Annotated in this window: 6 protein-coding genes; 3 read left to right on the forward strand and 3 right to left on the reverse strand. The window is 62.9% G+C overall.

Features of this window, described 5'->3' with window-relative positions:
* Positions 1-57: 57 nt before the first annotated feature.
* The 3 genes from P12x_RS16980 to pgi form a co-directional block, all read right to left on the reverse strand.
* Complete coding sequence (locus P12x_RS16980) at positions 58-1359, reverse strand: DUF1552 domain-containing protein (protein WP_435011676.1); 1302 nt, start codon at positions 1357-1359, stop codon at positions 58-60.
* 43 nt (positions 1360-1402) lie between these two features.
* Positions 1403-5656 (reverse strand): DUF1592 domain-containing protein, encoded by a 4254-nt coding sequence (locus P12x_RS16985; protein WP_435005564.1) that lies wholly within the window; start codon positions 5654-5656, stop codon positions 1403-1405.
* A 586-nt stretch (positions 5657-6242) separates the two neighbouring features.
* The gene (gene pgi, locus P12x_RS16990) at positions 6243-7868 is read right to left on the reverse strand and encodes a glucose-6-phosphate isomerase (protein WP_435005565.1); all 1626 of its coding nucleotides are present in this window, start codon (positions 7866-7868) and stop codon (positions 6243-6245) included.
* 697 nt (positions 7869-8565) lie between these two features.
* Between pgi and P12x_RS16995 the strand changes: the two genes are divergently transcribed.
* The 3 genes from P12x_RS16995 to P12x_RS17005 all read left to right on the forward strand — a co-directional run bounded on the left by P12x_RS16995 (position 8566) and on the right by P12x_RS17005 (position 13684).
* The gene (locus P12x_RS16995) at positions 8566-10575 is read left to right on the forward strand and encodes a serine hydrolase (RefSeq protein ID WP_435005566.1); all 2010 of its coding nucleotides are present in this window, start codon (positions 8566-8568) and stop codon (positions 10573-10575) included.
* 215 nt (positions 10576-10790) lie between these two features.
* On the forward strand, positions 10791-11825 hold the full coding sequence (locus tag P12x_RS17000; RefSeq protein WP_435005568.1) for a threonine ammonia-lyase: 1035 nt from the start codon (positions 10791-10793) through the stop codon (positions 11823-11825).
* 317 nt (positions 11826-12142) lie between these two features.
* Positions 12143-13684 carry a family 16 glycoside hydrolase gene (locus tag P12x_RS17005; protein ID WP_435005570.1) on the forward strand — a complete coding sequence of 514 codons (1542 nt, stop codon included), beginning with the start codon at positions 12143-12145 and terminating at the stop codon, positions 13682-13684.
* Positions 13685-13745: the final 61 nt, after the last annotated feature.

Below are 13745 nucleotides of genomic sequence, written 5' to 3' on the forward strand. Positions count from 1 at the left end.
AGGCTCGTCGAGCCGGGCCTCGGTGGCCGTTTTTCCTGCCCGGGACCTCCTCGTCGATCAGACCTCCGCGAGCGCCTCGGTGGCATCGCCGAAGCGATCGAGCCGGACGTCCATCTTTTCCATCATCGAGAGGTAGAGTCGGCACATTTGACGATTTGATTCTTTCCGGTAGTCGAGTACCTTCCCGGTCTGGATCTTCCCGCCGCCGCCGCCCAGCATCACGACCGGGAGCTGCGAGGCGTCGTGGCCGCCGCTCATCATGCTCGAGCAGAACATCAGCATCGAGTTATCCAGGGCGGTGCGTTCCCCCTCCTGGATCGCGTCCAGCTTCCGGGCGATGTAGGCCAGCTGGCCGACGAAGAACTGATTCACCTTCAGCCAGTCCGCGGTGTCGGAGTGGGAGAGGAGGTGGTGGATCATGTAATCCACGCCCAGGTTCGGGAAGCGGAGCGAAGAGTGGTCGTTGTTCAGCTTGAGCGTGGTGATCCGCGTGGTGTCGGTCTGGAAGCCGAGGACGAGGATGTCGCACATCAGCCGCATGTGGTCGGCGATGTCCTGGGGGATCCCTTCGGGCGGCCGGGGGATGTTCGGCTTGTCGAGCGTGGGCCGCCAGCCCTGAAGCTCGCCCCGCCGCCCCGCCCCCTCGATCCGACGTTCGACATCCCGGACGGATTCGAGGTACTCGTCGAGCTTCTGCTGATCGGTCGAACTGACCTGGCGTCGGAGGTCGCTGGCGTCCTCCAGGACGGCGTCGAGCACGCTCTGGTCGCCCTGCCGGATCTCGTCCTTGAAGAGCCGATCGAAGGCAAGTGCGGGATAGAGTTCGAGCGGCGTCGGGGTCGTCGGCGAGGTCCACGAGATGTGCGAGCTATAAAGCATCGAGTAATTCTTGTGAACCGACGGGTTCGACTTCTCGCAGCCGAGGACCAGGCTGGGCACCTTGGTCGAGCGGCCATAGGTCGCGGCGAGCCACTGGTCGACGCTCGTTCCCGAGCGGATCTCGCCGCCGGAGGCCAGCGGGGAGCCGGAAAGAAGGTTTCCGGTCTGCGAGCTATGGATGTTCCCCTTCAAGGCCTGTTCGTTATAGAGGCCCTGGACGAAGAGCAACTTCTCGCGGAAGTCCTGCAAGGGGGCGAGCACCTGGCCCAGTTCCATCCCCTTGCCCGAGCCTCGGGCCCACCACTCCTTGCTGTGGAATCCGTTGCCCGCGAACAGGATGCCTAGTCGGACGGGGGCCTCGCTCGACCCCCGATTGGCCGATGGTTCGTCCCCCCAGACGGGGCGAGACTCGAGCCAGGGGAGTGCCATCGAGACGCCGAGCCCTCGGAGCATCGTTCGGCGGCTGAATCGGTGGGTCATCATCCGGGGCGACTCCGGTCGGGGAAAGTAGTGTGGAAAGATCTCAATCCGTGTAAGCGGTCTCGCTGCCGCGGATCTCGCGGAACTGGCGGCTCCCGACGATCACCTCGATCGCCGAGCCGATCCGGAAACCGTTCGCTTCGAGCTTGGTACGCATCTCGGTCAGCAACGTCTCGTCGGAAATCTGGGTCGCTCGGCCCAGTGCGAAGCCGAGGAGCTTCCGGCAAAACTGCTTCAGGAAGGCGTCCCGACGGGCGGTGAGGAGATAAGCTTTCAAACCTTCGAGCCCCTCGAACTCGGCACCGTCCATCGCCCGCGAGTGGGTGTCGATCGGTCGGTTGCCCAGATCCTTCTCCCGAAGTCGACCGATCGCGTCGAAGCCCTCGAGCGAGAAACCGAGTGGGTCGATCCGCTGGTGGCAGACGACGCATTTCGGGTCGCTGGCGTGCTTCTCGACGAGTTGCCGGACCGTCAGGCCATCGGTGGCGGCCTCGTCGTCGGGGAGCTGCGGCACTCCCTTGGGCGGACGGGGCAGTCGTTCTCCCAGAATGACCTCGCTGATCCAGTTACCTCGGAGGGTCGGGCTTGTTCGCGAGGCTCCCGATTGTTTGCTCAGCGTCGTTGCCTGGCCCAGGATACCGCCCCGGCCGTAGCGATTGATCCCGTCGACCCTTCGCCAGTCCTCGGGCTTGTCGTCAGGGTCTCGGGGGATCCCGTAATGCTCGGCCAGCGGCCCGTTCAGGAACGTGTGATCGGCATCGAGGATGCCGAGCACCGATCCGTCGTTCTGGAAGAGATCGGTGAAGAATCGGACCGATTCCTCGTACATCGCGCCCCGGAGCCCGAGGAACGTGGGGAAGTGCCGCTCGCTCTTTTCGTCGAGCTGGTCGAAGTCGGCGATGTGGAGCCACTGGCAGGCGAATTCCGTGGCCAGTCGCCGGACTTTGTCATCGCGGAGCATCCGGCTAGCCTGGGCCGAGAACGTCTCGGGATCGGCCAGCCGGCCCGACGCGGCCAGCTCCCGATGTTCCCGATCGGGGCCGGAAGACCAGAGGAAGTAGCTCAGTCGGGTGGCCAATTCCTCGTTCGAGACCGGGCCTTGACCCGAGCCGGGGCCTGGTTTCTCGATCCTGTAGAGGAACGAGGGGGAGACGAAGATCCGCGAGAGGGTCAGGCGGATCGCTTCCTCATGCGGGATCTCTTCCACTCTCAAGCGGCCGTATAGGCCCCGGAGCTGCTCGGCTTCCGGCGCGGTCAAGGGGCGGCGATAGGCCAGGCTTGCGAAGTCGACCAGCGCATCGAGATGCTTCGGCTCGGCCTCGATCAGTTGTCGGCGGAAGGAGGACGCTCGCTCGTTGATCGGCCCTCGAAGCGGTTCGAAAACCTTGGGATCGGCGTCCTGGGTGGCGTACTCCATCAACTGCGCGAATGCATCTACCAGGGTCAAGGCATCCCGGCTGATGAAATGAAGCTCGTCCCAGAGGCGGTCGAGCTGCGTCTTCTGGGCCTCGTCCAGCATCAGCCTGGCGAGGTGTCCATCCTCGCGATAGAACAGGGTGAGCGTAACCACCTCGTCGACCGGGACGATCTTGGCGTAGCAGAGCGCGGCCGGGAACAGGTTGCGGAACTCGTCGAGAGCGGCCTCGAGCCGCATTCGGCTGGCGCTCCCCTCGTTGACGACGATCGGCGAGGTGTAGGAGGTTCGTCGGTTGTCCGAGGTCCAGGGTCCGGAGGCGAGAGTGACCGTAACCCCGCTGGGGTGCAGGCCCGACTCGCGAGGAGGGAGACCGGCGACTACTTCGAGTTGGACGCTCCCTTCCGCCCCAGTCTCCGGGTCAAGTACGCCGGTCGTGACCAGCTCGGCCCCTTCCGCAAGCTCGGCCGGGATCTGGAACGAGATCGCGGCGGGGGCCTTCATGCAGAGGCTCGCGGCATCCGTGGCCTTTCCGTCGGGGTGCTTGCCGAAGAGAGTTGGGTCGAGCCCCCTGCTCTCCCCTTCCTTCGCTTGAATCCCCGTGAGCGGGGCCTCGCCCGGGGTCGCACGGAGGACTGCGCCGAGCAACGGACCGCCGAGCGATCGGAGCTGCCGGCGGAGGGCCGAGTCGGGACTGTCTTTCGGGGCCGGCTCGTTCGAGGTGAGGATCGTTCGGGCCTCCTCGGCGATCCGGTGTTTCTCTTCGACGGTCTTCGCGGCTTGCCAGAGGGCCACGACCGAACCGTTCGGGACTCCCGATCCGGCTTCGGTCCCGCCTTTGTCCGGCTCCGTGATGAAGTGCCAGACTCCCGGGTGCCCCTGACGATCGGCGTGGGGGTTGCCGGCCAGGATATCTCCCGAGACATCGGCGGCGAGGTCCCAGGACCGCCCACCTTCGACACTCTCAACGACCCTGAGGTCGACCGCCGTCAGGTCGCAGGAGTGGTTCCCGTCACGCGGGCCGATCGAGAGCGACAGGAAGTCCCCTTCGTGAATGGCAAGCCCTTCGATGGGGCCAACCTTCCATTCCTTGCTTCCGGTCGCGGTGCCTTCGGCCAGCATTCGGCGCGTCGCGCCTCGGCGGAGTTGGAGCGACCAGGTCACTCCGTTCCCGCATTCCGTGTGGGCGTGAGTGACCGAGGCTTCCACTCTCATCCCCCCCGTCGCGGGGCTCAGCCAGCCGACCACGGCGCGGAGTGTTGGCGAGGGGTGGACCGCAATCCCGTGCGGTTTCATGTTGCCGGGAATCCGGACGTGATCGTCCGAGGAGTTGGCCAACAGAAGCGGGGTTTCGTCGCGGCCCCAGCCGTTGATGAAGTCATGACCACCGGCCCGCGTGAGCTTCTCGGTGAAGTAGCCCGTCAGGGTCAGGGCTTTCGCCGGGACGATCCCGAGGTAATCGAGCCAGGCCCGTAGTGCGACGAGATCGAGCCCGCGATCTTTTGCCAGCTTCGCGACGTCGACACGACCCTGGGCGGCCTCGATCTCGGCCGAGGCATCGAGGTACCTCGCCGTTTCCGCGAACAGCCGATCGCGCCTCGTCGATAGTTCCTGGGCGACACGCCGGACGTCCCGCAAGGGGAGATCCGGGCGACCCGGCGCGACGAGCCTCGGCTCCTTCCAGACCACGAAGTCATGATCGTTGCCATCCCCGGCGTCCCGGGCCACCATCGAGATGGTCACGTCCTTGCCGTCGACCGGGGCCGGGATCTTGAACCGCACTTCCTGGCTCGCGATCAGCGGGCTCACCGGCTCCATCCAGGCCCTGGGGCCGTTCAACTTGCCGATGTGACCGACGCTGGCGAACTTCCAGAGCCCCTTCTGCCAGGCCGCGATCTCCGAGACGATCGAGGGGATATCTTCGGTCTTGGCGGCCTTCCATCGCGCCTGGAGATCGCCGAGGAGTAGCGAGGGCTCGGGACGATTCAGGCTCTCCCAGAGGATTCCCAGATACTTCGGATTCAAATCTCGTTCCTTCGCCAAGGTCTCGATGCTCTTCGCGCCCGAGGACAATGCCTCTCGCTCGACGATGGTGGCGGCGAGATAGCGTTCCAGGGGCAAGCGTCCCCCCTCATTGGTGTCGAAGATGATCCCCTGGAGATTGACCTGATCGCCCCCCCCACGGGGGTCGGTGAATTCTCGGTAGAAATCGCGGATCTTCGCGAGATTCTCATTGGTCCAGTCGCGAGCGGTCGCACCGGGAGAAAATCGGAAGCCATCGGGCAGCAGGACGGCGTGGCTGGCGATTTCCTTCGCGGCATCGAGGTACTTCGTGACGAGCGACGGAGACATCACCAGGGCGTTGCCGGTGTTGGTGAACCCCTCGCCCGCGGCGCCATCGACGGGGAACTCGCGGGCCGGGTCGAGCGAGCCGACACCCGTCAGGTCGCGGAGCGTGAAGGTATATTCGGCGTTGTTCAGCCTTCGGAGAACGACTCGCCCGGGGTCGCCAGCCCGCCGCGTCGCCTCGCTCGCGAGGAACCCCCCGACCCATCCCCGAAGCCGTGCCCGTTCGGCCTCTCCCGGTTGGGGGGATTCCTTCGGGGGCATCTCGCCGTTGTTGAGCATCTCGGCGACCCGCTGCCAGACGCGAGGGGCGTTTCGGACCTGATCCAGACGGGTGAACCGTTCCAGGTCGAGGTCGCCCTCCTGCTCCTCCGTCGAGTGGCACTCCAGGCAATACCGCCTCATCAGAGGGACTGTGGTCGATTCGAATTCCTTCGAGATCAGATCCGACGCGAGGGGGGCGTCGCCCAGAGCGAGGTCTGGGGTCGCGCCTGAAGCCAGCAACATGCAAAGGATCATCAACCGCCTTACGCCCATGTGCTGCAACTCCCCCGTGTACTTTCGACTACCAGACCCGAGACCGTACGTAATCCGATCGATGGACCAGGACCCGCGGTGGGATCAAGAAGAGGTACGATCGCGATTTCGGCTCCTCGCCTCGCGTTAAACATCTTACCAACATTGCCCCTCCGTTGAAACCATATCCTGGCCGAAGGTGCGTGCCACGATCGGCCCGGCTCTGAATGACGGGTGAAGGAGCGTAGCAGCTCAGACCGGCGTCCATGACACCATCGCCTCCTGCGTTGGCGTGCGGTATCCGAGGCTGCTGCTCGCCCGGTCGATGATGCCACTGACCCCGCTGATCAGTCGTCTCGCCGCGTCGATCGCACGGCACTCCTCAGTGAACTCCTTGATGACGTCCGGCGGGCGAATGGTTCGATCCCCTTACCCCTGGGGATCTTAAGCGAGATTTCTAGCGGTGTGGAGTTGATCGAAGCGGGAGTGTGCGATACCTCTTGGCCTTGGTGCTTGCCTTCGAGGATGTCGCCCCGATTCTTGAAATGGGGCGGCATCGTCGGAAGGGTTTCGATCAGTTCCCCTCGTCCACTCGGCCGAGGATCAATCAAGACCCCTTGGCAGCCCGGTAGCGACGGATCAGGTTATTGGTAGAGCTGTCGTGGCCGAGCTTCGAGGCGTCGCCACCTTCGAGTTCGGGGATGATCCGCTGGGCGAGGACCTTGCCGAGCTCGACGCCCCACTGGTCGAATGAGTCGATGCCCCAGATGGTCCCCTGGGTGAAGACGCTGTGCTCGTAGAGTGCGACGAGCTTGCCGAGGGCCGACGGGGTCAAGGTTTCCAGGAAGATCGTATTCGAAGGGCGGTTGCCCTCGAACGTCCGATGCGGAACCAGGCGGTCGGCCGTCCCTTCCGCCTTTACTTCCTCGGCAGTCTTGCCGAAGGCGAGTGCCTCGGCCTGGGCGAAGACGTTGGCTAAGAGCAGGTCGTGGTGTCGGCCGATCGGGTTGAGCGAGCGGTAGAATGCGATGAAGTCGCAGGGGATGAGCTTGGTTCCCTGGTGGATCAGCTGGTAGAACGAGTGCTGGCCGTTCGTCCCCGGTTCGCCCCAGTAGATCGGCCCGGTCTGATAGTCGACCTCCTCGCCGTCGAGGGTGACGTGCTTGCCGTTGCTCTCCATGGTCAACTGCTGGAGGTAGGCCGGGAAACGCTTCAGGTATTGCTCGTAAGGGAGCACGGCAACGGTCTGGGCCCCGAAGAAATTGTTGTACCAGACGGCCAGGAGTCCCATCAGGACGGGCAGATTCTTCTCGAACGGGGCGGTCCGGAAGTGCTCGTCCATTTCGTGGAAGCCGGCGAGCATCTCGCGGAAATGCTCGGGCCCGATCGCGATCATCGACGACAGGCCGATGGCCGAATCCATCGAGTACCGGCCCCCGATCCAGTCCCAGAATCCGAACATGTTGGCGGTGTCGATGCCGAACTTCGTCACCTCTTCGGCGTTGGTCGAGACCGCCACGAAGTGCTTGGCGACCGAGGCCGGGTCCTTGAGTGACTTCAACGCCCAATCGCGAGCCGACCTGGCATTGGTCATCGTCTCCAGGGTGGTGAAGGTCTTCGACGAGATGATGAACAAGGTCTCTTCGGCATCGAGATCCTGCGTGGCCTCGACGAAGTCAGTCCCGTCGATGTTGGAGACGAAGCGGAACGTCAGGTCGCGCTGGCTGTAGTGCCGGAGGGCCTCGTAGGCCATGACCGGGCCGAGGTCCGATCCACCGATCCCGATGTTGACGATGTTGCGAACCCGCTTGCCGGTATGCCCCTTCCAATCGCCCGATCGGACCCGTTCCGCGAACGCCGCCATCTTGTCGAGGACGGCGTGGACCTCGGGCACGACATCCTGCCCGTCGACCACGATGGACTCGCCCTTGGGCGACCTCAAGGCGACGTGCAGGACCGCCCGATTCTCCGTGACGTTGATCTTCTCGCCCCGGAACATGGCGTCGATCCGGCCTCTCAGGCCGACATCCTCGGCGAGTTTGAGGAGGAGCCCCATCGTCTCGTCGGTGGCCCGATTCTTCGAATAATCAAGGTGGATACCGACGGCCTCGGCCGTCATCGACTCGCCTCTTTTCGGGTCGTCCGCGAAGAGCTGGCGGAGGTGCCGGCCCTGGATCGTCGAGTGGTGGGCCTGGAGCGCCTTCCAGGAGTCGCGGTCGTTGAGCGTCGCCATGGTTGATTTCCATCCGGTGCCGTGATGCCCTCGAGCTTACGGAGAAAGTTTAAGCCAGCACCATCCCTCCGGTCCACAATCGGGCCAGGAATGGTCGCCCGATCGTGCTTCACCAGAGGAGCGTCCTCGGTCAGCCCCGCAATTTCACGGTCCGATCCAACTTCGATCAGCACCAGTGCCGCCAGTTTGACACTGAGCGAAGAAAGATCAATCGAGTCGAAATCGAGCATTCCCTCGCCAAATTTACCGAAATGCATATGCCGTTAGTTTGTCGTCGCGGTTTTCGCTAGGGTATGAATTTGTCGGGGGTTATATTGGTCTGGGACGACATTTGACCGCAGGGATTGCCACGGCGATCTTGGACACCTCAGGCGTCGGGGTTATCCTGGCCTACTCCGTCGTCTCCTTCGGGGAGATCCGAGGTTACGCCGGACTTCCCCACGGATGGCGGTCGAGCGATCGATGGTTGATCCGTTCCGCTCGCACTTTGCCGGTGACCGCCGCCCCGATGCAAAATGTCTCCTCCTCTCTCAGCATCTCAGCAGAGAATAAGGGAGAGTTAGGGAAGGACAAACTCCCACGCCGCATTGGAAACGTCACTGCGGTCGGGTCGGTGAGTGACCATGCAACGAGGTACGTGATCGACTAAGCTGACGCTCATGGTACGCTCCAGGCTGAACCAAGAAGAGGCCCGACCATGCTGAGATCCCCCCTCCTGCTTATCTCGGGAGCCGTCGTATCCTTGCCATTTCTGATGGCCGCCGTCGATGACGGTCAAGATTCGACCGGCGACGCCAAGCCCTTCGCCATCAAAGCCATCAGCGATCGGATTCGTCCCCTGGTCGAAGACAAGCAGGTCGCGGGCGCGGTCACCCTGGTTGCGACACCCGAGCGGATTGTACACCTCGATGCGATCGGCGAGGCCGACATTGCCGAGGGCAGGCCGATGCAAGCGGATTCCATCTTCTGGATCGCCTCGATGACCAAGCCCATCACGGCCACCGCCGTGCTCATGCTCCAGGAGCAAGGTAAGCTATCCGTCGACGACCCGGTCGAGAAGCATCTCCCGGAATTCAAGAATCTTAGAACCGCCGACGGCAGGCCGGCCCGGGTGACGATCCGCCACCTGCTCACGCATACCTCGGGAATGGGAGAGATCTCGTCGGATCAGGCAAGCCAAATCCAGGACCTGGCCGGTCTCATCCCGCTCTACGTCGCGAAACCCGTCCAATTCGAGCCTGGATCGAAGTGGGCCTATTGCCAATCGAGCATCAATACCGCGGCCCGAATCGTCGAGGTTGCCTCGGGCGAATCATTCGATCATTTTATCGAGCGACGTTTGCTCGAGCCGCTGGGGATGAAGGACACGGCCTTCTACCTGACCAAGGCTCAACTCCCCCGGCTCGCCACGTCCTATCGCCGGACCGAGAAGGGCGAACTCGAATCAGCCCCGATCTCGATTTTGTACGGAATGGCCCCGACGAGCCGCAACCGCTTCCCGGCGGCGAACGGCGGACTCTTCTCCACGGCGAAGGACTATGCGAACTTCTGCCAGATGATCCTGAACGGTGGCAAATTCGGTGGAAAGCGATATCTCAAGCCGGAGTCCGTCAGGCTGATGACCGAGGTCCATACGGGCGAGCTGAAGACGGGCTTCACCCCCGGCAACGGCTGGGGACTGGGCTGGTGCGTTGTTCGCGAGCCGCAGGGAGTGACGGACATGCTCTCGCCTGGCACTTTCGGACATGGCGGAGCCTATGGCACCCAGGCTTGGATCGATCCCGGCAAGGAGCGCGTTTACATTCTGATGGTCCAGCGTGCGGGCCACCCGAATTCCGATGCATCCGAGGTCCGGCGGGCCTTCCAGGAGGCGGCGACTTCCGCCCTGGCCGCTGATTCATCGATCCACCTGAACTTTCGCTCGCGAACCAAGGACGAGGGCAAGCTCATCGTCACCGAGACGCAGGCATCTTGGGATCCTCGTAAGACGGCGATCATTGTCTGCGACATGTGGGACGACCACTGGTGCAAGTCGGCCGCCCGACGGGTGGGAGAGATGGCCGGGCCCCTGAATCAGACCCTCAAGCTGGCCCGGGATCGTGGCATCTTCATCATCCACTCGCCCAGCACCACGACCGGATTCTACAAGGACACACCACAACGCCTGCGGGCCGAGAAGGCCCCCTATTCGCCGACGCCGGTCCCGCTCGTGACGTCGCCACGCTGGGGAACGGCCTGGTACTGGACGGACGCCAGGCGCGAGGGCGTCCTGCCGATCGACGACTCCGACATGGGCTGCGATTGCGAGGTCAAGTGCGAGATCCGATCCCCCTGGACACGCCAGACCGCCGCGATCGAGATCGCAGAGTCCGACGCGATCACCGACGACGGCCAGGAAGTCTGGAACATGCTCGCCCAACGGGGGATCGAGAATGTGATTCTCTGCGGCGTCCACCTGAATATGTGCGTCCTGGGTCGGCCCTTCGCGATCCGGCAGTTGAGCGTCCTCGGCAAGAAGGTCGCCCTCATGCGAGACATGACCGACACCATGTACAATCCCGAGCGGCCGCCGGGCGTCACCCATTTTGCCGGGACGGAGCTCATGATCGGGCACGTCGAACTCTACTGGTGCCCGACGTTCACCAGTTCGGATATCACGGGAAAGGCGAGCTTCAAGTTCCCGGGGGATCACTCTTCGACCGATTGATCGCCAGCGGCCGAATTCCTCATCATGCGAGGGAATGATGGGCAATCCGGGGTTTCTCCAGTGGGTCGTCCAGTTCCTCCCCGACGAAGTAAGCGGCGTGCAAATCCGGCGGTCCGCTTCCGGAGTCGGTGAGCGGAGCCTTGGCTCATGCCGTGGAAGTTCCGTCGGGAATCTTCGCGACGATGCGTCGCGTCACTCCAGCCCCTCAAGGTCCGATGCTCTGGACACAACCTAACCTGGCTGACGTCCTGCGGGCTAGGGCTTCGATTGCCCCCTACCTCCGCCCTACGCCGACACTCGAACGACCGTCGCTCGACGAGGCGCTGGGGTGCCGGGCTTATCTCAAGTGCGAGAATCTCAACCCAACCGGGGCGTTCAAGGTCCGGGGTGGGATCAATCTGCTCTCGAACCTCGATTCCGCCGAACGGTCGAGGGGCGTACTCGCCGCCTCGACGGGCAACCATGCCCAGTCGGTCGCTTATGCGGCTCGGCTCTTCGGCGTTCGTGCGGTGATCTACATGCCCGAGGCGGCCAACCCCCTGAAAGTGGCGGCGACTCGAGCCCTCGGGGCGGAGGTGGTGCTCCTTGGGCGAGATTTCGACGAGGCAAGGAGGGAGGCCGAGGCGAGGGCCACGCAGGAAGGGCTGCGTTACGTCCACTCTGCCGACGAGCCATTGCTTGTCGCTGGCGTGGGGACGTACGCGCTGGAGTTATTCGAGGTCGCTCCGGGCCTGGATGTCCTCTTCGTGCCTGTCGGGGGAGGTAGCGGGGTCCTCGGGGCGGCGATCGTTTCCAGGGCGGTGAACCCTGGTGCCCGGGTCATCGGAGTCCAGTCCGAGGGGGCACCGGCCGTCTACCTCTCGTGGAAGGCGGGGAGGAGGGTCGTTACGGACGAGGTCTCCACTTTCGCAGAGGGGCTGGCGACACGCCATCCATTCGACCTGCCGCTGCAACTGCTCCCAGGGTTAGTCGACGAAATCATGCTGGTGAGCGACGCCGAACTGGAGGCGGCGATCAGACTAATCATCGCGACGACGGGTCAGATTTCCGAGGGGGCTGGTGCAGCTGCGATCGCGGGCGCTTATCAACGACGCTCGGAACTCCAGGGCAAATCCGTCGGCGTGATCCTGAGCGGAGGTAATCTCGGCATGGCGAACTTGATGAGAATCCTGGGAGGTACGAACGCAGAGCACGAGTCCCCAGCCTCTGCCCCCGTCGTCTCGGGTCGCAGCCCAGATTGCTCGTGGTGATAGAGTGATTCTAACCTCAGCGGAAGGAAGCGCCTCGACCGTACGCCTTGCTCCGTGACTTTCTGGTTCTCGAATTCCATCACTGATTCCAGTCAAGTGAAAGAATCATTATTTCGGTTGTATTGAATTCGGAGATGGTGCCGAGACCGGAGTCATCTTGGCGTGCGGCGAAGCCTCGAGAGAAATGAGCGACGGAGACGAGGGCTCGAATATGCTGCGCGGTGCCACGAACCAAGTTCGACTGTTAGGATAACCCCCGTGAGTCCGCAAGAGAAACTGATGTTGCGGCGAGCACGACGATGCATCGGAGTACTGCTATGAGAAAGATTCTCCCGCGAATCCTATCCTTCCTTACTGCGACCTCCGTGATCGGAATGTTGGCGGTCGGCCGGGCCGAGGAGTCGGTCCCTCCGGACGGTTTTCGCGCCATCTTCAACGGCAAGGATCTGACGGGCTGGCACGGCCTGAATCCGCATAGCGTCACGACACTCACCGGCGATGCGAAGGAAGCAAAACTCGCGGAGCAACGCGCCGAATTCTCGAAGAACTGGACCGTCGAGAATGGAGAGCTGGTGAACGACGGCAACGGGCCGTATGCAACGACCGACGAAGAATTCGGCGATCTCGATTTGATGATAGAATACAAGACGGTGCCAAAGGCCGATAGCGGCATTTATCTGCGGGGGGCGCCCCAGGTACAGATCTGGGACTGGCATCAGACATTCGACCCGAAAGCTCCCACCCGCAAACCACATCTCGGTTCCGGAGGCCTGTTCAACAACACGCCGGGTACGACCGGACGCGATCCACTGGTCCTCGCCGATCGTCCGTTCGGCGAGTGGAATCGGTTTCGAATTCGCCAGGTCGGCGACCGGACCTGGGTCTGGCTGAACGACAAACTCGTCGTAGACGACGCCGTCATGGAGAACTATTACGATCGGGGTCGACCGCTGCCTGCAAAAGGACCGATTCTGTTGCAGACCCATGGCGGCGAAATTCGCTGGAGGAACATCTTCGTCCGCGAAATCGACGCCGTCGAGGCGCAGCAAATCATCGGAACGGCGGAGGGCGAGTCGAAAAGACGGCTCTCGCGGGCCTTAACCCTTCACGCGTCGTTCGACGAGGGGTTGGATGCCGACTTCACGCGGGGCGATAAGACGTGTTACGTCGCCCAGGGAAAAGATCTCGTGAAGGCCGAACCCACGAGCGAGGTGCGGCTGGTCCCCGGAGCAGGTCGCTTCGGCGGCTCGCTGCAATTCACGAAGAAGAACGATTTTCGTCCGGCGTTCAAGAATGAGGGCGTAGTTGCCTACAACGACAAGAATTGGGGGACTTCCGTTTCGGTCTGGTTGAGCCTGAACCCCGACGAAGACCTGGATCCTGGCTACTGCGACCCCGTGCAGATCGTGGGCGATGACGGCAAGAAGGGCTTCATTTTCCTCGAATGGTCGAAGGATGAAACGCCGAGGCTCTTTCGTTATGCCGTCAGACCACTCTTTCATATCTGGAATCCGGAGAACCTCCAGTGGGCGGACATCCCGCCCAACAGGCGACCGATGGTGCAGGTAGAACGAGCGCCCTTCTCGCGGGCGACCTGGACGCACGTCGTGTTTTCATTGGCTAATGTCAACGATAAGAGCAAGCCGCAGATGGGCCGTCTCCATCTGAATGGCAAGTTGCAAGGGACGATCGAGAACTGGGATCTCACATTCGGCTGGGATCCCGCACGCGTGCTCTTGGTGCTCGGCGCCTCTTACGTCGGCCAGATGGACGATCTCGCGGTTTTTAACAGGGCACTCACGGATGGTGAGGTGAAACAACTTTACGATCTGGATCAAGGCGTGCGAGAACTACGATGACTCGACCTCGCACGACCTTCCGATGCCATGCTTCGTGGCCTCTCGACGCGTTCTCGAAGCT

This window comes from Tundrisphaera lichenicola, from assembly GCF_051175385.1.
GTDB lineage: Bacteria > Planctomycetota > Planctomycetia > Isosphaerales > Isosphaeraceae > Tundrisphaera > Tundrisphaera lichenicola.